Genomic DNA, 21,937 nt, shown 5'->3' with positions numbered 1-21,937 from the left:
CCCTCGGCCCTCATGAGCACCGAGCCCCTCGTCGTCCCGAGCCCCTCCATCGAACAGCGCCGCCCACGGCTCGGGGGAGGGCTCATGCGCGCGGGGTTCATCGCCTTCGTCGGCTTCCCCGGGCTCATCTTGATGTTCATGTCGATCGTGGGGCCCGACCGCGTCGATGCCTCGCCCGTCCTCTCCGCGCTCCTCTTCCTCGCCGCGTTTCTCGGCTTGCTCGTCGCCCCGTGCATGGTGATCATCGGCGCCGTTCTCACGTCGGTGTCCTTTCCGCGGCCGAGCTCCGGCTTTTTACGCGCCGAGGACGGGGGCCTCGTGATCGTCCGCGGCGGAAGGGAGCGGCGCCTCGCGCGCGCCGATATCGAGGGCGGGCTCGTGCTCCCGGGCGCGCTGCTCGACGCAGAGCGCCCGCGGGTCGCGTTTCATCTTCGCAGAGGCGGCGTGCTCACGGCCGAGGTCCCCGACGGCATGACGTCGCATCGGCTCCTCGATCGGCTCGGCATCGACGCGGCGCGGCGGCGCGTGGCCGTCTCGATCGGCTCGCCGTACCGGCCGCTCGCCACGGGCTGCGTGACCCTGCCGATCGTCTGTATCCTCTTCTTGATCCCGGTCGGGTATTGGGTCACCGAGGACCCGAGCGCCGATTGGCCGATCGGGCTCTTCGCCTGGGCCGTCGTGCTCACGATGTTCGTCCTCGTGCAGCTCACGCGGCCGCGCGAGGTCATCGTGGGCAGCGACGGGCTGCGTATTCGCGGCGGCTTCGAGGATCGATGGATCCGATATGCACACGTGCGCTCGGTCGATACGAAGCCACGCGTGCTCTCCCTCGAGATGGCCGAGGAGGGCGAACGAGCTCGGCGGATCGAGGTCGCGACGGGCGAGCCGAGCGTCATCCAGGCCCTGGCCGGCCGCATCCGGATCGCGATTGCGCTCGGGTCGAACGGCGCGGAGGGGCCGCCGGTCGGGGCGGAGCTCGATCCGGCGGGCAAGTCGTTCACGGAATGGAAGGACAAGCTCCAGTCCCTCCTGTTGCGCCCGGAATACCGAAAAACCGCGGTGACGCCGGAGGCGCTCCTCTCCGTGGTCGACGATCCCGATCTGCCGCCGGGGCAGCGGCTCGGGGCGGCGGTGGCGCTCCGGAGCGCGCAGCACCCCGAGGCGCCCGCGCGTATCCGCGTGGCCGCGGAGGCCTGCGCCGACGAGGCGATGCAGCAGGCGCTCGAGGAGGCGGCGGCGGGCGAGCTCGGCGAGCGGGCGTTCCGGCGCGTGCTCGATGGAACGGTCAGTTGATGTCGCGGTTCATGAAAACGAACGTCCCGGCGCCCGCGCGCCGGTAGACGAGCTCGCCGTCGTCCGTCACCTCGAGCTTCGCGAGGTCCTCGCGCACGAGGCCGTCGAGCACGCGCTCGGCCTCGTGTGCGTTCGGCAGGCAGAGCTTCACGGCGACCTCGCGGGCCGTCAGGCCGTCGCCGCGCAGGGCGTCGAGCAGCGCCGCCCGGCTCACGGCGTCCACGCGCCGCGCGGACTCGGCCTCTTCGATCAGGCCGAGCCCGCGCCACACGAGGCCGACCCCCACCACGAGCGGGACCAGGCCATACAGGACAAACCCGAGCGCGACCGCCAGGATCGACGGAGAACGCAGGGCGGAGAGCCAACCGACCGCCCCGAACGCGCTCGCCAGCGCGCCCACGGTGACGAGGGTATTCCCGACGAGGCTAAAGCGTCCGCTCCGGCTCGTTCCCGTGCTCCGAGTAGCCATGGTCCCCACGACGAGCGCGGCAGGGCAACGGTCACGCCATTCGAGGCGAGCAGGCCCCGCGGGAGCCGGCGCTGCCCGCGCGGGAACCTGGAAAGTGCCGATAGAGAGGTTTCGTGTCCGGGGTTGTTCCGCGGGACGGGTGAACCTGGAAAGGCCGGGCGAGGTTACTTTCTGGAAGAGGCGACGTCCGGCGCGCCGCGCCGCGGCGACGGGGCGGCGGGGGCGGCGAGGGTGCTCGCCGCGGACATTTCCGATCGTGGTGACGAAGGGGCCCGGAACCGGGCTCGTTTTGTGGTCGGTCCAGGTGATCCGGGCTTGACGTGAAGGCCGCTCGGCTGCTCCGATCCGCGGCCGGAGGGCAACGGCATGCGTGACGGGTTCTTTTCTTCGGGTCTCTCGAGGGTCGTTTGCGCGACGGCGCTGTCCGGCGCGTTGATCGCGGCTTGCTCGGCATCGGGCGGGAGCACGGATTTCGGCGATACGAATGGCGCCGGCGCGGGGAGACCCGGCGGCAATGGCGGCAACGGCGGCGACGCGGGCGGCTTCATCCCGGCCGGCGCCGGAGGGAGCATGGCCGGCCAGGGCGGCAACGATAGCTGCGCGGCCACGAAGAACAAGGCCGAGCAGGTGCCGCTCGACATGTACATCATGTTCGATCAGTCCTCCTCGATGCAGGACAACGCGAAGTGGACCTCGACGACGGCGGCCCTCAAGGCGTTCGTCCAGCAGCCCGCCGCCGCGGGGATCGGCGTCGGTATCCAGTATTTCCCGCAGAGCACCGGCGTCGTATGCCCCAACCTCGGGTTTTGCGCGACGGACGCCGATTGCGGGCCCGCCGCGTGTGGCCCGTGCGCGGCGCCCCTCCCCGGCTTCCCCGGCGTCTGCAACGGGATCAGCGGCGATTCGTGCAAACCCGAGGATTACGCGAAGCCCGACGTGCCGATCGCCCCGCTGCCGGCGGTCGGGACGACGATCATCAACTCGATCAACTCCCATTCCCCATCCGGGAACAGCACGCCGACCGGGCCGGCGCTCCAGGGCGCGGTCGATTATGCCAAGCAATGGGCGATCTCGAACCCCACGCACACGACCGTCGTCGTGCTCGCGACGGACGGGGAGCCGACCGGCTGCTCGGGCAGCACCTCCTCCGTCGACGTCGCGGCGGCTGCATTCGGCGGCGTCCCCAGCATCAAGACCTTCGTCATCGGCGTCGGGAACATCGCGAGCCTGAACAGCGTCGCCGCGTCCGGCGGGACGGGGTCCGCGATCATCGTCGACGGGAGCCAGAATGCGACCGAGCAGTTCCTCCAGGCGATGAACGAGATTCGTGGCGCCGCGCTCTCGTGCTCGTACCTCATCCCGCAGCCGCCGCCGGGTGACGACATCGATTACAACGCGATCAACGTCGAATACACGCCGGAGTCGGGCATCTCGGTCATCGTCCCGCAGGTGCCCACCGCGGCCGACTGCCCCGCGGCCGGCCTCGCCTGGCATTACGACGTCCCCGGCGCGCCGAAGCAGATCATCCTCTGCGACGCGTCGTGCTCGCAGGTGAAGGCGGACACGAAGGCCGAGATCGACGTCCTCGTCGGCTGCGCGACCATCGTGAAGTGAAGTGACGTGAAGTGAATCGACGGCGCGCCGCCCCGCAGGAGAGCTCTCCTGCGGGGCGCGCGTGGCGCAGGACCGCGCTCAGGTGGGCTGCTTGCAGCCGGTCCCGGCGCTGTCGCCCTGGTTGTTGTCCTCTTTGCACTCGTTGTTGCCGCCCGAGGCGCCCTTCGTGCAGGTGTAGCCCTCGTTGTCGACGCACGCGCGCACGTCGACGGGCTGCGGATCGTACGGGGCGCCCGCCCATTCGCAGGTGACGGTCTGGCACTTGCCCGGGGCGAGCGGCTTCGTCGTCGCGGTCGCCCCGTTCACGCACGTGACGGGCAATTGTGTCGTGTTGTCGAAGTACGTCACCGGGATCCCCGCGCCCACGACGACCGCGCCGTCATTACACACGGTCGCGGCGAGCCCGAGCCCGGTCGGGCAATATCCCTTGTCGAGGGCGAGCGTCAGCGTGAGGTCGGGCGCGGCGAAGACGTCGAAATCGGGCAGGTTCTGCCGGAAATTGTTCATCTTCCCGGCGGGCGTCGCCTTCGTCGGCTCGAGCCAGTTCGGCGGCTCGTTCACCGGGATCGCCCCGTTCTCGAGCACGTTCGTCACGTGATAGGCGTGCTGGTTCCAGATGCGCCGCGTCGGCACCCAGGAGTCGTTCGCGTCGCCCCAGATCCGGATGCCCTGGGTCGTGCTGCCGCCGTGCGCGTTCTCGATGAACACGATCTCCGCATTGCCGTCGTTGTCCACGTCGGCCACGATCGGCATCTCCAGGCGTGTATGCGAGCGGTTCGTCTTCTGCAGGAGGATCGCGCCGTCCGTGCCGCTCATCACCCGGAAGTTCTGCTCGTCGTTGTAGACGACCTCGGCGCGGCCGTCGCCGTCGAAGTCGAACACCGACGAGCCCGTCACGCGCGACGAGCAATCCTGGTTCGCCACCTTCCATCGAATGCCCGGGTCCGAGCATTGCGCGGGCAGCGGGGTCGCCAAACATTCGAGGTCGGCCACGATGTAATAGTTCGCCGCCGCGACGCCGATCTCGGCCTGCCCATCGCCGTCGAAATCGGCCACCGTGGGGGGGCCGCCCTCGTTCAGCGCGCAGCCGCCCTTCGGGATCGTCACGATCCCCGGCGCGCCGTTCACGTCGAGCTCCGTCCCGTCGTGGTTCAGGAGGTAAATCTTGCCCGCCCGCACCACGACGATCTCGCCGAAATCATCCCCGTCGAAGTTGCCCGTCGCCGTGTAGCCGTCGCACGTGTAGCCGTTCGGCGCCGCGCAGTTCGCAGCATTCGCGGCCTCCGGGAACGTGTAGGTCCACATCACCTCGCCGGTGATCGAGTACATCGTATTGCCGGCGAGCACGTTCATCGTCCCGTCGAGGTCCGGGTCGCCGACGGCGCTCACCGGCCCCATGAACGCGTTGATCCCCGTGCCCGCGGCGCCTTGCCATTTCAGCGTGCCGTCCGCGCCGTTCAGGACCACGCGGCCCTGGATGATCTCCGGCTTGCCGTCGTGATCGAGGTCCGCGATCGACGGCGTCGTGCCCGCGAGGTGGTCGCGCGACGCCTTCCCGGGGTGCGCGGGCTGGTACCATTTCACCTTCCCCGTCCGATCGAACGCGATCGTCCCGCCGTTGTTCGTCGTCGCCACGAGCTCCACCGACCCGTCCCCGTCGATGTCGCCCGCCGCGAGCCCGCCCGAGTTGTCGAGCCAGACGCCGCTCGCCCCGATGTCCGCCTGGATCTCCGTCCCGCCGACCGCAAAATGTTCGGTCATCGTGCCGTCGGGGTTGCACGCGCCCGAGAGGACCCGGAGCGCGCCCTGCGTATTGCAGCAGCCGTCCTCCTGCAATCGATACGCGACGAACGCGATGTCCGGGATGTCGTCGGTCGTGACCAGCCCGTCGCCGTCGTCGTCCGTCAGGTTCACGACGACCGGCGTCATCACGACGTCGTCGCGGGCCGTGTAAGGTCCATTCGGCGACCCGTTCCAGGCGCACTCGAGCTCCGGGCTGAAGACGCCGGCCTGCGGCACGAAGACACACGCCTCGTTGCCGCCGCCCGCGCCGCCGTCGCCGCCGTCACCGCCGTCGCCGCCCGCGCCGCCGCTCCCGCTCGACGACGGGCCGACGAAGATGTCGCCGCCCTCGCCGCCCATTCCTCCGAGCCCGCCGGACGCGCCGGTGCCGGCGCCGGCGCCTCCCGTCGTATTCGTGTCCGAGGAGCAGCCCTGGGAGAGGGCGGCCGCCGAAGAGAGGATCGCGAGGAGGAAGAAAGTGCGGTGGATCGTGCGCATCCCCGCACGTTATCCCAGGCGCGGTTGGCTGAGAAGTCAGGAACGGTAACGCGCGTCGTAGAGGAACGCGCGTTTCGTCACGGCCTCCTTGCCGTCGGGATTCTTCACGACGACGTCGACCATCTCGCCATTTTTGCCCGGGGGCGTCTTGACCTCGAGCGTCGTCGCCGAGACGAATTTGACGCGTTGCGCAGGCTTGCCGCCGAAGAGCACGGTCGAGTCGGCGATGAAGTTCTTGCCTTCGATGCTGACCTCGGTGCCCCCCTCGACCGAGCCTTTGTTCGGCGCGACGGATTCGATCCCGGGGGCGGGCGAGGGGTCGTACCGGAAGGCATTTTTCACGACGGTCGTGCCCGCGTCTCCGCGGCCGACCTCGACGTCGACGAACCCGGACGCGCGGGACGGCGGCGCCACGAGCTCGATCAGCGTCGCCGAGCGGACGACGGCCTTCTTCGGCGCCTGGCCGCCGATCCGCACGAACACGTGCTCGTCGAAATGGTCGCCTTCGACGACGAGGCGCGTCCCTCCGACCATCGGGCCATTGCGCGGGCTGACGCTGTCGACGCGCGGCGCCGGCCGCGACTCGTAGGTGAACGCCTCCTCGCGGCGCACGACCACGCCGTGCCGATCGACGAGCTCGATCGCGACGAGGCCCGGCTGCGCCCGCTGCGGCAGCTCCACCTCGATCTCGTGGCGCGACTTCGTCCGCGCGACGGCGCGCACCTCGCCGATCCGCACGATCGTATCCGCCTCGAAATTGTCACCCGCGAGGCGGATCGTCTGCCCGCCCGCGCAGTATCCGCGGTCGGGGCGCACCTCGACGAGCAGCGGCGGCGTGGGCTCGGCCTCGTAGGTGAATGCGCCTTCGAGCTTCGCGATTTGCCCGTCGGGGTTCTCGATTTCGAGGTCCACGGCGCCGGGGCCGCTCGCGCGCGGGGTCACGAGCTCCAGCGACTCGGCCGAGCGGAACGTGAAGCTCGCCTGTCTGCCGCCGAGGCGCGCCACGCATTGGGGATGGAAGTCGACGCCCGTCACGGTGATCCGCTTCGAGCCGCCGACGAGGCCCGTGTTCGGCGAGACCTCGCGCACGTGGGGCGTCGCGAGCCGATACGTGAAGAGTTCGGCGGCGAGGGCGGAGAGGCCGTCGGGGTTCGTCACGCGCAGCTCGCCGTGGAAGAGCTGCTCCTGCGGCGGCGTGACGAAGCGGATACGCGTCGGGCTCTCGAAGACGACCTCCGGCGCGCGGTTGCCGAAGAACGTGACGCGGCAGCCCTCCTCGAAATCGCGCCCCTCCACCACGACCTCGATGCCGCCGCGCGGCGAGCCCTCCTGCGGCGAGAAGCGCTCGATCGAGGGGCCTTCGGCGTAGAGCATCGAGACGGCCGCGCGCTGCCCGTCGGGGTTCTCGACGGCGATCTCGGCCTGCCCCGGCGCGTGGGCGGGCGCCTCGATCTCCAGCGTGAAATCGTCGATTCGTTTCGGCTTCGTGCAATCGTCGCCGTCGACGAGCACGCGGCAGCCCTCGGCGAAGTTCGCGCCGTAGAGCGAGACCTTCACGCCGCCCTCGGCCGAGACCTTCGCCGGCCGCACCGCCGTGAGGATCGGCCCCGGCGCGCCCATCATCGGCGGGGGCGGAGGTGGATCGGTCCCGCGCTCCTTCTTTTCGGGCTTTTCGGGCGCGGGCTCTTCCTTCGCGCTTTCGTCGCGCTCCTTCTCCAGATCGAGCGCCGAATGCATCTCGAGCCGCACGGGTGGCTTGTCGACGATGGCGGGTGGCGCGACGCTCGCGGGTTTGTCGATGACGGCCGGCGGCTCCGGCGGCAGCGGCGCGGGCGCCGGCGGCGGCGGGGGCGCGACGAGCGCGGGTGGCGCGACGCTCGCGGGCGGCGCCACGCTGACCGGCTTGGCGCGTGGCTCCCAGAGCTCCACGTCGCGCCCGTCCGGGTCCTTGAGCGAAGCGAACAGGCCCGAGGGCCTCTCGAGGATGGGGCCCACGTCGATGCCGTCCTCGCGCAGGCTCATCGCGGCGGCCTCCAGGTTCGGCACGCGCAGCGAGAGCGCGCACTCCCTTCGGCTTCGCGGGAGCGGCTCGAGCGCGAGGTCGACGACGAGCGAGGTCCCGCCCGTGCTGACCGACTCGTAGCGCCGCGTCCCCTCCACGCGATCGAACGAGAGCCCCGCGGCGCGTGTATAAAAAGCGCTCACGGCTTCGGGGTTCCCTGCGTAGAGGACGATCTTGCCGAGACCGAACGTTGCCATCATCACACCCGAAAAGCCCTTTCGCTGCGCATGGTAACAGAGCTCGGGGGAGGTGGGAGGCTCTTCCCTTGACGGCGCGCGCGGAGGCTGGCTTTCTGCTGTGCATGGCCTCGCAGGTCTCGTATTTCCCGACGCTCGAAGCTGCCCGCACATGGCTGCCGTTGCCTCCGGGGGAGCCGACCGCGGCGGAGCGGCTCGTGATGCTGGTGGTTCACGCGGCGCTGATCCGCCGCACGAGCTGGGTGGAGGACGTGGAGAGCGCGCCTGCGACGCTCTCGCGTGGCGAGCCGCCGCCGCCGGACGACCTCGAGGTGCACCATCACGTGCGTATCGACGCGAACCTCGGGGGCGGCGCGTGCGCGGCGTGCACGGCGAGCCCGGGCAAGCGGCGCTGCCGGGTCTGCGGCGGGGCGGGCGTGCTCTTCGGGGGGGGCACGCGTTGCTCGTGCGACGAGGGCTTCATCAAGTGCCCGACGTGTGGCGGCACGACGCAGGCGAACCGGGTGCGGCTCCGTTATTACACGGACACGCCGGCCTTCCTGAACGAGGCCTACATGCCGACGCACATCACGGCGGTGCCGTCGTTGTTCGGCCTCGAGAGCCGCATGGAGCAGGACATCCAGTTCCAGCACGCGCTTCCGGAGGAGCTCCGTTGCCACGACCTCACGGGCCGCGTCGCCGGCTCGGCGTATCGCGGCGGCGAGCGCAAGGTGCGCCCCGAATTCCACGGCCACGATTTCGGAGACGCGATCGACAAGGCGCTCGCGGGTCTCGCGGGCATCGGCGCCGGGTCGACCGTGGTGCGGCACGTGATCCGGGCGTACGCGTGGCCGTTCTTGCGATTGCGGTGGGGAATGGAGGATGACGTGGTGGTGTATGTGAATCGGGCGGGGGAGATGAAGTTCCACGGCGACCATGGATCGTGGTAGCCGGCGCTCTGCGGCTCTCCCCGCTCGTCCGCCGGCACCCCCTCCCGGACCGGGCGCGCCGGCCCCAGGGACCCTGCATGGCACGGGCATTCGTCTACCACGTCGCGCCGGACCCCGACGGCTGGGGCTGGGTCGTCGCCGCTGAGGGCTATCACGTGCACTCGCTGCCTTATGGCACGAGCGAGGAGGCCATCGAGGTCGCGGAGGGGCTCGCGCGGAAGCACCCAGGCAGCACGATCGTCGTCGACCTGCAGCCGACCACGCTCAGCGCGGCGGAGATCGAGTACCAGGTCGCGGCGTGAGGGGCGCGCGTTCGTTTCCTTCGCCCTCGGCGCGGGGCGACCCTCGCGGGCACGAAGGCGCGCTTCCCTCGCCGCGGGGTGACCCCCAGAAGCAACGAGGACACGCGCCCCTCGCCCCGCGGCCACCCCGAGGAGCAACGTCGACGCTTGCCCCTCGGCGCGGGGCGACCCCTTCGCGTCACGATAGCGCTTGCCCCTCGCCGCGGGGCGACCCCGAGGAGCAACCTCGACGCTTGCCCCTCGCCGCGGGGCGACCCCCTCGGATCACGTCCTCCTGTGCCCGTCGCCGCGGGGCGACCCTTTCGCGTCGCTCCGGCGTCGAACTCCTGCTCTGCCCCGAATGAAAACTTCCCGTCGCCGTTCAACGGGAACCTGCCGACGCGACGTGCTCGGCAGGGGCTGCCGAAAACCAACCACACCGGGCCATGGGCCCAGGGAAGAGACCATGCGCAAGTATCGCGACAATGCCGCGTCGATCGTTCGTGTCGAGTATGGCGTCGACCTCATCGCCGGCCTCGCGTTGTTCCCCGAGACGGCCCCCGCCGCCGCCGAAATGCAGACGGTCAACGACGCCCTCGGGGCTCAGTACGAAAAGCGCCGCGCGCTCCGCGTTCCGGTCATCAAGACCCGCGCCGCGCTCCGCTTCGCCGAATACAGCGTCGAGCGCGTCATCCGCTCCGCGCTCCGCGCCGCCGAGATCGAGGACGGCGGCAGGCGCGGCCGGATCTGCGCGAGTGTCTTTCCGAAGGGCGTGAAGCCCATCCTCCGCCCCGTCGGCAAACGCCAGGTCAAGCCGTTGAAGGACCTCGTCGAGCGGCTTCAGCACTCGAAGGTCGCCGGCATCGAGGCCTATCGGGCCGCGTGGCTCCTCAAGCTCTCGGACGCGCTCGTGAGCTTCGAGGCGGCCGTCGCCGCGCACCTCTCCGCGCTCTCCGCGCAAGACGAGGCCTTCAAGGTCGAGCTCGCGCTCCGCGACGCGCACCACGACACGGTCGAGCGGATCATGGGCCAGGTCCGCACGGCGTTCCCGCGCGACCGCGCCATTCAGAACGCCATCTTCCCCGTCGTCGACGAGGCCGAGGCCTCCACCACGAGCGACGACGACACGCCGGAAGAGCCGATCCCCTCGCACCCGCTCCCGCCCGTCGAAGCTTGATCCCCGCCTGAGCTCGTTCGTCCCGCCCGCCTGACGTTTCTCCCCGCGCCGGTGTCGAGCCTCGAAGGCGTGGCTCGACACCGGCACCCCGGATCGATACAGTTCGCCCATGAGCTTCGTCGCTCACGACGCCGACCGCGCGTCCCCTCGGCGCATGACGCTCGAGGAGTGGGCCGCGCTGCCCGAGGACGAGCCGGGGGAGCTCGTCGATGGCGAGCTCGTCGAGGAAGAGATGGCCGGGTACGTCCACGAGGTCGTCGTCGTTTGGCTCGCGCACCTGCTTCGATCCTGGGCCCTCGCGCATGGCGCGCGGGTCGCCGGGTCCGCGGGCAAGTTCGTGGTGTCGGCCACGCGGGGGCGCATGCCGGACCTCACCGTGTACCTCGCCGGCGCCAGGCGCCCGCCCGCCGAAGGCCCGATCCGCGTGCCCCCGAGCATCGCGGTCGAGGTCGTCTCCGCGACGCCCAGGGACGCCCGGCGCGACCGCGTGGAGAAATTGAAAGAGTACGCGGCCTTCGGGGTGAAGTGGTACTGGATCGTCGATCCGGCATTACAGTCGTTCGAGGTCCTCGAGCTCGGGCCCGAGAACGAGTATATCCACAAGGTCACGTCGACGGACGGACGGATCGAATCCGTCCCGGGGTGCGCCGGGCTCGTGATCGATATCGATGCCCTGTGGGCCGAGGTCGCCGCGGTGCGGGCCGAGGGCGAGGCGCAAGGCTGAGCCGGACGGACGGGGCCGTCCCTGACGCATACCCCCGCCCGCTCGTCCGCCCATAACCCGCTGAATACTTCCACGCCCGGGCAGAAGTACGTAGCATCGGCCCCTACCGATGCGCGCGCCAAAAACTCTCCTCGCTGCTCTGCTCCTCTCGCTCGCGGGCTGCTCGCCCTCCCTCGTGCCACCGCGCCAGGGGCTCGCCATGCGGAACGTCTCGTTTCCGCTGCACGACTTGAAGTTCCCCTCGGGGCTCCGGGTCCTCCTCGAGGAGGATCACCGCATGCCGCTCGTCGGCACGTTCCTCGTCGTCGGGGCGGGGTCGTCGAGTGATCCGCCGGGCAAGGAGGGGCTCGCGCATTTCATCGAGCACCTGACCTTCCGATCGAGGCCGTTCGGCAAGTCGAGCATGAAGCGCCTCCTCGAGCGGGCCGGGGTCGGGCAATGGAATGCGTATACCGGCTTCGATGACACCGTGTATTTCGAGATCGGTCCCGCCGCCTCGCTCGGGGAGATGCTCGGGCTCGAAGGCGCGCGGATGCTCGCGCCGGTCTCGAAGATCACGCCGGAGACGCTCGCGGTCGAGCTCGACGTCGTGCGCAACGAGCTGCGCCAGCGCAATGAAACGGGCTTCATCGGTGAGGTCTTCGGCGCCATGCAGGCGGCGCTGTTTCCCCCCGGGCACCCGTATGCGCGGCCCGTCATCGGCACGCGCGAGAGCCTCGGCAGCATCCAGACCGAGGACATCGCCGCCTTCCTGCAGAAGCAGTACCGGCCCGACAACATGACGCTCGTCATCGTCGGCGACGTCGACCCGGCGCAGGCCGGCGCGCTCGTCGAGAAGAGCTTGCCGAAGGCGCTGCTCGAGGCGCCGGCGCCCGTGAAGATCGGACCTCGATTGCCCGCGGTCGCGCCCGAGCCGCCGCCTCCGCCGCCGCAAGGACCGCTGACGCGCAAGGAGGCGAACGTGACGACGCCCGAGCTCTGGATCGGCTGGTCCTTGCCGCGCAGCTTCGATACCTCCGCCTATGTGGCCGGGTTCGTCGAGGCCATGGCCGAGGCGCGGCTCGACGCGGCGGAGCGGGAGGATGGGGACATCATGGGCATCTCCACCCGCCTCATCGAGGGCACGCAGGCGTCCATGCTCCTCTGCCGGGTCGTCCTGAAGAATGGCGGGCACCCGGAGCGCAGCAAGGAGCACGTGCTGAACCAGCTCCATCGATTGTGGGGAGGCGTCGAGGGCGGCGCGGCCGGGGTCCTGCTCGACGCGGACAGGTTCGCCGCGAGCAAGCGCAGGGCCGTGGTGCAGATGGTGCTCCAGGCCGAGCACATCGGCGCGCGTGGGCTCGCGCGGGCCGAGATCGGTCACTTCTCCGGCGATCCGGCGATCTATACCCGAGCGCTCGCCAATGTCGCCGCGCTCGAGCCGCAGCGCTTGACCGACTATGCGCGCCGGTATCTCACCCGCGAGCGGGCCCGCGCCGTGCTGTTCGCGCCCCCCGCGAGCGGCGCGAAGCCCGTGGAGGCGACGCCGATCTCCGCGCCCGTCTTCGACGAGGAGGACCGCGTGCCCATGCGCGTCGACGAGCAGCGGCTCGTCGGAATGGCGCCGACGCCGGGCGTCTCCGCGTACTCGAATTTCACCCTCCCGAATGGCATGGAGGTCTTCCTCGGCCGGCGGGAGGGCCTGCCCCTCGTGACCGTCGCCATCGGCTTTCGTGGAGGGTTGCAGGGGACGGCCGATATCGCCGGCGCCCGCGTCGGCATGATGCTGGCCCAGCCCCGCGATAGGTGGCATGGCGATCCTGCCGCCTTCGGCGGCCGATGGTCCCTGTCGCACGCGCAGGATCGGTCTTCGTACCGGATCACGGGCGCGGCGGGGAACGTGGGGATCATGATCGGCATCCTGGGCGAGCGGGTGCGCTCGATGGAAATCGATCGGGGCAGGTGGGCGGAGTTCGAGCGGACGCAGGTCCCCTTCTTGCGCCTGGTCGACCGGAAGCCCGAGGTGATCGGCGAGAGGAGCCTGCTCCAAGCGCTCTTCCAGGGCCATGTGTACGGGCGGACCGCGACGGCCGAGGACGTGGCCGGCTCGGGCGTGAGCGCGGGGCAGGCGTGGATCGACGCCACGCACGCGCCGAAAAACGCGACGCTCGTGGTCGTCGGCGAGATCGACCCCGTGGCGGTCGAGAAGATCGTGCGGGACCAGTTCGAGGGCTGGGAGAGCAAGGCCGCCGTGGAGGAAATGGAGCACCTCGATCCGGGCCGCGTTCGGCAGGAGCCACGATTCTTGACCGCGCACCGGCCCGGCGCGACGCAGGCGGACGTGCATTTCGCGTGTCTCTTGCCCCCCGCGCCGGACAAGGCCACGGACGTACGTCACGACGTGGGGGCGCGTATCGTCGGTATTCAGCTCGAGAAGGCGCTCCGGCAGCGGCTCGGCGCCACGTACGGCGTGGACGCGGGCTCGTTCGTCATGCGCGGAGGTGTGTCGCGCCTGGAGATCCGGAGCGCGGTCGAGAATGCCAAGCTCGCCGAGGTGATCGGGGAGCTCTCGGGGACGCTCGCGCGGCTCGCGGAGACGCCCGTCTCGAGCCACGAGCTCGCCGAAGCGAAGCTCGCGGAGGGGAGAGAGGAATCGACGCGGTACATGACGCACGGGGCGATCGTGTCGGCGCTCGTCGCGTCGCGGAGCGCCGGATTCAGCCCGCGCGACATCGACGAGCATCCGAAGTACATCGCCCGGGTGACGGCGGAGGCCGTGAAGGAGGATTTCGGGAGCTGCTTCGCCGGCCGGCCGACGATCCTCATCGTGGGCGACGAGCCCACGGTGAAGGCCGCGATCGCCGCGAGCAAGAAGCCGAAGGCCGAGGCGCCGAAGGAGAGCGAGCAGGCCGCGGCGGCTCCGTGAATCATCCGCCCCAGGTCTCGCCCCCGCCGATGCTGCATTCCTGCATCGCGTCCTCCTCCCCGAAGCCGAGCTCCTCGAGGAGCTGCGCGCAGCTACAGCCGTCGGTGTCGACGATCGTGTGAGACCGCCGCCGCCCGAAAATGGGCGGCGAGGTCGTATCGGCGTCGCCGTCGCCGCCCCCGGTGGACCAGCGATTCACGCCGAGCGTGGGGTTTGGCTCGGTCGGCTCGGTGTCGGGGCACGCGTCCTCGTCGTCGCATACGCCGTCGCCGTCGCCGTCCTCGCAGCAGATGCCGAAGGCGCCCGCGTGTACGGTGGGGTCTGTGTCGTCGCAATCGTCGCACGAGGTCGCGCCGTCGCCGTCGCCGTCGACGAGGCCGCAGGGGAGCGTGCCGCTGCAATCGTCGCCGACGCACCCGTTCAGGTTGGCGAGGAAGACGCCGCTGTCGAGGACGTGGTCGCCCGCGTCGCAGATGACGATCTCGAGCACGTTGTCCACGGACGCGCCGAGGAGCGGGGCGCGCGTGGTCAGGAGGCTCGTCGAGCCGTCGTATTCACACTGGGTCTCGGGCGCGACGATCACGGCCTCCGAGGAGAAAAACGGGCCGTTCACCGTGATGGGGTTGCCGGCGTCGTCGAACACGACCTGCGCGCCGTTGAGGTACACGGCATAGACGTCGTTGTACGTCGAGCCGACGTACTCCTGGTACTCCTCGGAGCCGAAGATCGATTGGAACGAGATGCCGTCGAAGCCGGGCGCGAGGTCGAACGTGATCGTGAGCTTGGTGGCGTCGTGGCTCTGGAAGCCGGGGATCAGCGCGTCGCAGAGCGGATCGCCGGGCAGGGCGTTGTCCGCGCCCGCGGCGCCGCTGTCGCTCGGCGGAAGCGCGATATGCGCCTGGCCCGTCGTCAGCAGGGCGCCGTCCGCGATGCCGAGCGGGCCCTCCGTGTACGTCGCCGCCGCGTGCAACGAGCCGCTGTAGATCGCGGACGTGATCGTGATCGCCTGTCCGCCGGCGTGTATCCGGCTCGCGAGGATGTCTGCGTCGCCGGTCGTCCCGAGGGTGAGCGCGGCCGACGCGCTCGCGCCGTAGACCAAGGCGGACATCGCGGCGGGTAGAACGAGGAGGTGTCTCATGTCGCCGCAATCCGATGCCGCGATAACTTCCCGGGTGCTGGAACGGCGGGAGATTTTTCCGGATGCGGCGCGAGTGTCCGCGGCCGATCCCTTGCCGACGGGACGTCCCGCCCCACGCGGGGCTTTACGTCGGCCCCCGCTCGCCGCTACCCTCGGCCGCGATGGTCGACCCGATCCGCCTCGAGGCCGCTTCCAATCGCTTTCGCGCCTTCTTCGACGAGCTGCATCACATCTTCCTCGAGCGCGACGACGTCCTCCTCCAGCTCGCGCTCGCGCTGCTCGCGCGGGAGCATTTGCTCGTCACCGGGCCGCCGGGGACGGCGAAGAGCCAGCTCGCCTCGGCGGTCCTCGGCCGCATCCTCGACGAGGAGACGGGCGAGCCGAGCCTCTACGCGCGGCAGATCGGCGAGAGCACGGTCCAGACCGACCTCATCGGCCCCATCGATTTCAAGACGCTCATGGAGACGGGGCGCACCGAGCATTTCACCGACGAGGGTATGCTCGGCGCGGTCCACGCCTTCCTCGACGAGATCTTCGACGGCCGCGACATGTTGCTGCGCTCCGCGCTGAACGTGCTGCACGAGCGGGAGGTGAAGCAAGGCGGGACGGTGAAGCGAGGGCGCATCGAGTGCGCATTGATGACGACGAACCGGTACATCGCCGACGTGCTCGAGGGCGCGCGCGAGACGCTGCTCGCGTTCGTCGACCGGATCGCGTTCGTCTCCTTCGTGCCCCGGGGCTTCGCCGATCCGAGCCGGCTCGCCCTCGTGCTGCGCCGCCACGTCGGAGGTTCTTCGCGGGCGCTGCTCGAATCGATGCTGAGCGTCCAGGACCTCGATGCATTGCAGCACGCGGCCGACGAGGTGCACGTCTCCGATCCGGTCTGCGACGGGCTCGCCACCCTGCTCGAGCGCTTCGATCGTGAGCTCAACGCCGCCGTGCGCGCCGATCCCGCGTTCGTCCCCACGAGGTACATCTCCACGCGCACGGCCGTGCGCTCGGGCCGCGTCCTGCGGGCGGCCGTGATGGCCGACAAGATCCTGCACAACCCGAAGCGCTCGCTCGAGGTCCTGCCCTCCGATTTCAAATGGCTGCGGCTGCACCTCCTGCTCTCGGGCCCCACGCCCGACCAGACCGAGGCGCTGCTCGGCCGCGAGAGCGACCCGAACGAGCGGAGGCAGATCGAGATCGTGCGCACGGAGCGCTCGATCTTCGAATCGTGCCTCGCCCAGATGCCGCCCATTCACGTCAAGCCCCGGCCGACCGTCGTCGAGAAGAAGGCCGCGCCGGCGGAGGGGGGCAATAAAAAGAAACGCAAGTCGGAGCCGCCCCCGCCCGAGGACAAACCGCGCGGGATGCTCGATCAAGCCGTCGCATCGAGGGACGCGACGCGGCTGCTCTCGGTGATGCGCGAGCTCGGGGCGCAGGCGCGCGCGGGCTCGATCGAGCCGGAGCGGGCAGGGGCGCTCGTGAAGGAGGCGACGACGGCGCTGACGACGCTCGTCGTGCGTCGCGGGATCGACGCGGCCGCGGGCGGCGGGCAGAAGCCGATCGGCGAGGTGGTGAAGGAGCTGTCGCGCCTCGGCGCCGAGGTCGACGACGGCACGGCCGGGACACGCGCCCTCGCGCGCTGGCTCCGCGGCCGGGCGCTCGTGATGGTGGACGAGGCCGCGGGGCACGCGGCGGGCGCCTCGTCGACGGACCTCGTCGCGTCCATCCTCGACGACGGGACGGAGGCGCAAAAGAGGGCGCGCGCGCGGATCGACGCGCTGGAGGCGCTCTACGAGCTGCGGCGGGAGCTGCTCGCCGAGGGCGCGGTGCACGAGACGGGCGAGGAGAAGGCCTGGCAACGCGCGGTCGCCGCGGCCGAGGACGATATCGCGATCCTGCTCGATATCTCGCTCCGGATCGTCGTCACGAGCGCCCTGAAGAGCGCGCCTTCGCGCCGGCTCGCCGAGGTGCTCGCCGCGATCGCGCCCGAGCTCGATCGGCTCGACGTGATGGCGGCGCGGCTCCAGAAGGTGCGCGGCGCGCCCTCGACGCTGAAAGAGAAGGTCACGGGCCCGCGCCTCGGCGCGCTGATCGAGGCGGTGTTCAAGGGCTTCGACGCGCGCGACAGGCCCGCGCTCGTGCGCGAGGTCGAGGGGCTCGTCGCCGTGCTCGTGAAGGCGGGGCTCGCGCGGGCGATCGCGCCCGAGGCGTTCCTCGGCTGGGCGGCCGAGGCGCTGCTGCGGGGGGACGTGGCGCCGCAGGCGCGTGAAGGGAAAAAACACGATTACGACGGGTATCGCAAGCTCCGCGCGGCCGAGCAGCGGGTCTCGTCGGCGTACACGCTCGCCGAGATCGCGCTCGTGGTCGCGTCCGACGCGGTGCGGGAGGCGCCCTCGCCCGCGGAGGCGACCGCGGCGATCGCGTCGGCGACGGCGAAGCTGCCCGAGGCCCTGCGCGGGCGGGTCGTCGCCGGGGATCTCGCGCGGATCGGGCGGGCCCTCGATTACCTGGAGCGATTCTGGCAAGACCTCGAAGGCGCGTCGGGCGGCGCGGAGGCGCGGCTGCGTGAAATCGTGCAATCGCGGTTCTTCGATGTCCTGTGGGACGACTCGGCGCTGACGCGGTTCTCCCTCGAAGCGCGGAACGTCGCCGAGGTGTTTCCGGCGCACGTGGCCGAGATCGACGTGGTGCGGAGGCGCATCGACGCGCTCGACGAGAGGACACGCGTGGCCGTGACCGAGCTCTTCCGCCGTCGCTCGGACGCCGAATGGGAGAAGGCCTTGCGCGCCGGAGACGCATGACGGACGGCGCGCTCTCCCCGATCGGCGAGCGTATCGAGCGGCTGACGGCGCGTCCGCACGACGTGCGCGCGCCGCTCGTGCGATTCGCGCGTCCCTTGCTCCGGGCCCTCGGGTATCGGCCGGCCTTGCGCACGACACGTGTCACGGCGCTGCTCGACGCCCTGCGCGCGCCCGGGGCCGAGAGCGTGCCCGAGGCGCTCGTCGAGGGCGCCACGCGCGAGCTCGAGAGCAATGTGGTCGCGCTCGAGCGCACGCTCGTGGTGCACGGGAGGGTGCCGCTCGCGCACGCCGCGTGGGTGAGGCGCCTCTACGAGGTCACGGTGCGGGCCGAGCGCGCCGCGCGTGACCAGAAAAACGAGGCAGCGCGCCGCATCGCCGCCGCGATCGACCCCGTGCGGATCGCGCCGCCGCTCGCCCTCACGCCCCGCGCGCCGGGAGAGACGGGCGAGAAGGACAAACCCAAGGGCGCGGGGAAAGACGAGCCCGCCGCGGACCCGGCCGAGGCGGCCGACTCCTTCCTGGACAAACCCCTCTCGGCCGAGGAGGAGCGCCTCGTCGAGGTGGAGCTGCTCGCGATCGATCACCTGCTCGACGCGGCGCGGGGCGAGACGGAGTTCCTCGCGCGCAAGCGGCGGCTGCTCGAGGCCGCGCGCAAGCTCTTGCTCGACGCGTCCGCGGCGCTGCCGCTCGGCGAGGAGGGCGTCGAGGTGCGGCGGCGTCACCTGGCCGTGGAGATCGCGCGGATCGATCGGCTCGAAGCCGCGGGGCTCTCGCCGCACCGCGGGCTCTTGCATCAGGCGAAGGACGCGCTCGCGCGGGGCGAGCGGCAGAGGTTACACGCCGCGCTCGTCGCGCTCGACGGCGCTTCCCTCGCGGCCGGCGACGAGGCGCTCGCGACCGCGGCGAGCCGCGCGCGCCAAAGGCTCGGCGAGGGGGAGGGCGAGGACCCCGAAACGGAGATGCTCCGCGGCCTGCGCCGATCGAGCGAGGAGATGTTCGGCGGCGCGGCGATGGCGGCGATCGCGGAGGGGTACGTCGAGGCGCGCAAATCGCAGGCGAGGCCGCCGAAGGGCGAGAGCGCGGAGGACAAGAAGTATCGCCTGCTCGCGTTGCAATGGCTCGCGGCCGAAAACGAGGCGGAGACACACGCGGCGCTCTGCGCGATCGACGGCACGGTCGACGTCGGCGTGCCGCTCGCGCCCGTGCGCGTGACCGAGGTCGAGGCGCGCGTGCGCCTCGTCCGTCACCCGACGCAGGATCTCTTGCTCATGCCCGCGCGGGACGTGCTCGACATCCCGCACGCGATCATCGAGGACCCTCGTACGGTGCTGCTCGCGCTCGCGGAGGGGCGGCTGCTCGCGCGGCGGTACGTCGAGCAGGAGGTCAAGAAGAGGACGCGGACGCGGCTCGTAGGCGAGGCGCGTGTCTACGTGCTCGACGGGTCGAGCTCGATGCTCGAAGACGGCAAGAAGGGCTCGCGCGCGCGGGTGCGGGACGCCATTTTGCTGGCGGAGCTCGGCATGCTGGTGCGCAGGTTCGCCGAGGGAGATCGGTCGATACGCCTCACCCTGCATTATCGATATTTCACGAAGAAGATCGGGCCGATCACGCGGATCGGAGACGGCAAGGCGGCGCTCGCGGCGATGGCCGACGTGGTGGGGACGGTGCGCAAGGGCGGCACGGACATCGAGAATGCGCTGCTGTCGAGCTTCGAGGAGATCCGGAAGGCAAAAGACGAGGATCCGGACCTCGCGCGGGCGCAGGTCGTGCTCGTCACCGACGGCGACGCGGTGGTGCGCGAGGAGGTGATCCAGGCGGCGCGGGAGAAGGTCGGCGACGTGCCGATCGCGGTGAGCGTGGTGGCGCTCGGGGAGGAGAACCCGGCGCTGCGGGCGCTCGTGGCGCGGCAGCGGGCGCGCGGGGAGCGGGCATTTTATCATTTTCTCGACGACGACGCGCTCGTCGAGATCTGCGAGGGAAAGCTGTTCACGGGGCCGAAGATCCACGTGGAGGCGCCGCCCGATGAGAAGACCCTCTCCGTGGAGGCGCGCGCGGCGAGGCTACGCGCGGAGCTCGGCGGGCTCGTCGACGAGCTCGGGGCGCTCGCGGAGAGGCGGAGCGCGGCGGCGCTCGAAGCGCTCGTGGCCCAGGCGGACGCGAGCGCGGAGGCGTCACGCGCGGAGGCGGCGCTCGGGATCCCGGAGGACGCTCGGGCAAAGGGGGAGGGGACGAAGGCGCTGCGCGAGGCGATCGAGAAGGACCGGCGCGCGCTCGAGGGGCGCTTCTTGCGGTGGTTCCCGGCGCCGGCGGCGGAGGGCGGGGAGACGCCTGCGGTTCGGTCGTCCGATGGCGAGGCGGTGATCGTCGTGCTCTCGACGATCGCCGAGGTGGTGGGTGATTTCGGCGGCACCGATCTGTCGCGGCGCGCCGAGGCGATCGATTTGCTGGAGCGGCTCCTGCCCGACGCGATGCTCACGCCGGCGCGGTGGTTCGTGGTGATGCGGGACGAGGCGGGCGCGGTCGCCGGGGCGATGCGCGCGGTGCACGCGGCCGTGGCGGGGCCGCGTCGTTAGGCCCGAACACGGAGAGCCGGCGCCCGAGCGCCCATGACGTAGGCCCCGAAACGGACATTCCCTGTCCTACCTGCGCGCTCAAATTCGTTGCCTGTTCCCGGTGGATCCCGTAAGGATCGAATCCACCGAGCGTTGACGTCCGCAGCGCTCGGCCACAATCCAATGCAGTACCCGCGGGGCTGGGAGACCTTGCCCCGATTGCGCCTCCTTTTGGGGGCGCACGCCTCCTCGGAGGCATTCGCCGGCTTTTGTCCGGTCCTCGGACGATCGATCGCGAACCACGAAAGGCGGCCCTCATGAGCGCCATCGCCCTCGCCTGGCCAGCCGATTCCGATTCCGACGGCTCGCAGAGCTTTCTCTGCGACGAATTCATGACCGCACAGAAGAGGTCGCCGCGAGGCCCCCTCGAGCCGGCCTGCGCGCACGTCGCGGCGCGCCTCGATCGCGCCCTCGAAGCCAAGGAGGACCGCGCCGCGCACCTCGCCCTCTGCTTCGAGGAGGCCGCGTCGATCGCGTCGCGCGCCCGTCGCCCCCTCGACGCGCGGCGCCTTTACGAGACGTCGATCCGGCTGCTCGCGGGGGCCGATCGAAGGGGGGATCCCGCGGCCCTCGCCCTCGCGCTGCGCGCCGTCCTTGGCCTCGGGAAGATCGAGGCCACGCTCGGGCGATTCGACGAGGCGCTGTTCCATTTCGAAAAACTCGCGGCCCTGCCGCTCGGCGGCTCGCTCGAGGCAGGCCCGCTCGTCGTGACGAGCGCGCGATGGGCCGAGGTCGTGGCCTTCGCGCCGCTGCTCGGGCCGGAGCTCGCGGCCGACGCGATCGCCGCGGCGCTCGAGGCGCTGATCACCGCGGGGCGATACGACGTCGCCCTCGCCGTGGCGCGCGTGAAAGGCAAGGACGATCCCGCCGCGCTCGACGCCTTCCGGCGCGAGGCGACGGCGAGCGCGCTCTGTCGCATGGGCCTCTTCGGCGAGGCGCTCGTCTTCCTCGCCTCGGCCCTCCCGCGCGCGCCCTCGCCCACGCGCCCGATCTTCGAGCAAAAGCGGGCCGAGGCGCTCGCGGCCTCGGGCCAGCTCGCCGCGGCCGAGGCGCGCTCGACGTTTGTCGTGGAGGCTCTCGAAGAGCGCTTCCGCGTCTCGCCCGCGTCCCTCGACGATCTCGCCCTCGGCGCGCGCGCGCTTCGCCTGCTCGCGAGGCTCGGCGGGACCCCTGCCGCGTTCGCCGTGCGGGCCTTCGAGCTCGCGGGCCTGCTCGGCGACGCGCCGCTCGAAGCCGAGCTCGCGCTCCGGGTCGTCGAGAGCGACGCGCCCCGCGCCGTCCGGGAGCGCGCCGCGAACGTGGCCCTGTCCCTCGCCTCGGCCGCCGCGCCCTCGCTGCCCGCCTTGCGTGATCGATTGTGCTCGATCGCGGCGTGAGCCGGATCGCGCGCGGGGCCGGTCGCCCTTGACAGACGCCCGGTTCGCGGGATGTTCTGCCGCGACGCCGAGAGCTTCGGCTCATCGC

General features: G+C 71.0%; 14 protein-coding genes. 10 read left to right on the top strand and 4 right to left on the bottom strand.

Annotated features, from left to right (window positions below; translation table 11 throughout):
- The first annotated feature begins 12 nt into the window (after positions 1-12).
- Positions 13-1,293 (top strand): hypothetical protein, encoded by a 1,281-nt coding sequence (locus GF068_RS20060; RefSeq protein ID WP_153821012.1) that lies wholly within the window; start codon positions 13-15, stop codon positions 1,291-1,293.
- Here the strand turns inward: GF068_RS20060 and GF068_RS20055 are convergent.
- The gene (locus GF068_RS20055) at positions 1,286-1,762 is read right to left on the bottom strand and encodes a hypothetical protein (protein ID WP_153821011.1); all 477 of its coding nucleotides are present in this window, start codon (positions 1,760-1,762) and stop codon (positions 1,286-1,288) included. The genes GF068_RS20060 and GF068_RS20055 overlap by 8 nt on opposite strands.
- A gap of 366 nt (positions 1,763-2,128) precedes the next feature.
- On the opposite strand from GF068_RS20055, the gene GF068_RS20050 reads away from it, so the two are divergent.
- On the top strand, positions 2,129-3,376 hold the full coding sequence (locus GF068_RS20050) for a VWA domain-containing protein (RefSeq protein WP_153821010.1): 1,248 nt from the start codon (positions 2,129-2,131) through the stop codon (positions 3,374-3,376).
- 78 nt (positions 3,377-3,454) lie between these two features.
- Here GF068_RS20050 and GF068_RS20045 read toward each other — a convergent pair whose 3' ends face one another.
- On the bottom strand, positions 3,455-5,656 hold the full coding sequence (locus GF068_RS20045) for an FG-GAP repeat domain-containing protein (RefSeq protein WP_153821009.1): 2,202 nt from the start codon (positions 5,654-5,656) through the stop codon (positions 3,455-3,457).
- 36 nt (positions 5,657-5,692) lie between these two features.
- The gene (locus GF068_RS20040; protein WP_153821008.1) at positions 5,693-7,918 is read right to left on the bottom strand and encodes an IPT/TIG domain-containing protein; all 2,226 of its coding nucleotides are present in this window, start codon (positions 7,916-7,918) and stop codon (positions 5,693-5,695) included.
- Positions 7,919-7,983: 65 nt separating this feature from the next.
- Here GF068_RS20040 and GF068_RS20035 point away from each other — a divergent pair, with 65 nt between their 5' ends.
- The 5 genes from GF068_RS20035 (at position 7,984) to GF068_RS20015 (ending at position 13,931) form a co-directional block, all read left to right on the top strand.
- Positions 7,984-8,844: a hypothetical protein gene (locus GF068_RS20035; RefSeq protein ID WP_153821007.1), complete on the top strand. Its 861-nt coding sequence runs from the start codon at positions 7,984-7,986 to the stop codon at positions 8,842-8,844.
- Positions 8,845-8,921: 77 nt separating this feature from the next.
- The gene (locus GF068_RS20030; protein ID WP_153821006.1) at positions 8,922-9,146 is read left to right on the top strand and encodes a DUF2188 domain-containing protein; all 225 of its coding nucleotides are present in this window, start codon (positions 8,922-8,924) and stop codon (positions 9,144-9,146) included.
- 445 nt (positions 9,147-9,591) lie between these two features.
- Positions 9,592-10,302 carry a hypothetical protein gene (locus GF068_RS20025; RefSeq protein WP_153821005.1) on the top strand — a complete coding sequence of 237 codons (711 nt, stop codon included), beginning with the start codon at positions 9,592-9,594 and terminating at the stop codon, positions 10,300-10,302.
- A 109-nt stretch (positions 10,303-10,411) separates the two neighbouring features.
- A complete protein-coding gene (locus GF068_RS20020; RefSeq protein ID WP_153821004.1) occupies positions 10,412-11,026 on the top strand; it encodes a Uma2 family endonuclease in 615 nt (204 codons plus the stop codon).
- A gap of 109 nt (positions 11,027-11,135) precedes the next feature.
- On the top strand, positions 11,136-13,931 hold the full coding sequence (locus GF068_RS20015; protein WP_153821003.1) for a M16 family metallopeptidase: 2,796 nt from the start codon (positions 11,136-11,138) through the stop codon (positions 13,929-13,931).
- Between the two features lies 1 nt (position 13,932).
- Here the strand turns inward: GF068_RS20015 and GF068_RS20010 are convergent, their stop codons facing one another.
- Complete coding sequence (locus tag GF068_RS20010; RefSeq protein ID WP_170319584.1) at positions 13,933-15,039, bottom strand: choice-of-anchor L domain-containing protein; 1,107 nt, start codon at positions 15,037-15,039, stop codon at positions 13,933-13,935.
- Between the two features lie 191 nt (positions 15,040-15,230).
- On the opposite strand from GF068_RS20010, the gene GF068_RS20005 reads away from it, so the two are divergent.
- The 3 genes from GF068_RS20005 to GF068_RS19995 all read left to right on the top strand — a co-directional run bounded on the left by GF068_RS20005 (position 15,231) and on the right by GF068_RS19995 (position 21,849).
- Positions 15,231-17,861 carry an AAA family ATPase gene (locus GF068_RS20005; RefSeq protein ID WP_170319583.1) on the top strand — a complete coding sequence of 877 codons (2,631 nt, stop codon included), beginning with the start codon at positions 15,231-15,233 and terminating at the stop codon, positions 17,859-17,861.
- Complete coding sequence (locus tag GF068_RS20000) at positions 17,858-20,434, top strand: hypothetical protein (RefSeq protein ID WP_170319582.1); 2,577 nt, start codon at positions 17,858-17,860, stop codon at positions 20,432-20,434. The genes GF068_RS20005 and GF068_RS20000 overlap by 4 nt, the downstream gene beginning before the upstream one ends.
- Before the next feature lie 296 nt (positions 20,435-20,730).
- The gene (locus GF068_RS19995; protein WP_153820999.1) at positions 20,731-21,849 is read left to right on the top strand and encodes a hypothetical protein; all 1,119 of its coding nucleotides are present in this window, start codon (positions 20,731-20,733) and stop codon (positions 21,847-21,849) included.
- Positions 21,850-21,937: the final 88 nt, after the last annotated feature.

The sequence above is a fragment of the Polyangium spumosum genome (assembly GCF_009649845.1).
Classification (GTDB): Bacteria; Myxococcota_A; Polyangia; order Polyangiales; family Polyangiaceae; genus Polyangium; species Polyangium spumosum.
The sequence above is the reverse complement of the archived record's forward strand: the minus strand, read 5'-3'. Positions and strand labels throughout refer to the sequence as shown.

Coding starts and splice junctions, on each gene's coding strand:
- GF068_RS20060 (WP_153821012.1), top strand. CDS start 13: ATGAGCACCGAGCCCCTCGTCGTCCCGAGCCCCTCCATCGAACAGCGC.
- GF068_RS20055 (WP_153821011.1), bottom strand. CDS start 1,762: ATGGCTACTCGGAGCACGGGAACGAGCCGGAGCGGACGCTTTAGCCTC.
- GF068_RS20050 (WP_153821010.1), top strand. CDS start 2,129: ATGCGTGACGGGTTCTTTTCTTCGGGTCTCTCGAGGGTCGTTTGCGCG.
- GF068_RS20045 (WP_153821009.1), bottom strand. CDS start 5,656: ATGCGCACGATCCACCGCACTTTCTTCCTCCTCGCGATCCTCTCTTCG.
- GF068_RS20040 (WP_153821008.1), bottom strand. CDS start 7,918: ATGATGGCAACGTTCGGTCTCGGCAAGATCGTCCTCTACGCAGGGAAC.
- GF068_RS20030 (WP_153821006.1), top strand. CDS start 8,922: ATGGCACGGGCATTCGTCTACCACGTCGCGCCGGACCCCGACGGCTGG.
- GF068_RS20025 (WP_153821005.1), top strand. CDS start 9,592: ATGCGCAAGTATCGCGACAATGCCGCGTCGATCGTTCGTGTCGAGTAT.
- GF068_RS20020 (WP_153821004.1), top strand. CDS start 10,412: ATGAGCTTCGTCGCTCACGACGCCGACCGCGCGTCCCCTCGGCGCATG.
- GF068_RS20015 (WP_153821003.1), top strand. CDS start 11,136: ATGCGCGCGCCAAAAACTCTCCTCGCTGCTCTGCTCCTCTCGCTCGCG.
- GF068_RS20010 (WP_170319584.1), bottom strand. CDS start 15,039: ATGTCCGCCTTGGTCTACGGCGCGAGCGCGTCGGCCGCGCTCACCCTC.
- GF068_RS20005 (WP_170319583.1), top strand. CDS start 15,231: ATGGTCGACCCGATCCGCCTCGAGGCCGCTTCCAATCGCTTTCGCGCC.
- GF068_RS20000 (WP_170319582.1), top strand. CDS start 17,858: ATGACGGACGGCGCGCTCTCCCCGATCGGCGAGCGTATCGAGCGGCTG.
- GF068_RS19995 (WP_153820999.1), top strand. CDS start 20,731: ATGAGCGCCATCGCCCTCGCCTGGCCAGCCGATTCCGATTCCGACGGC.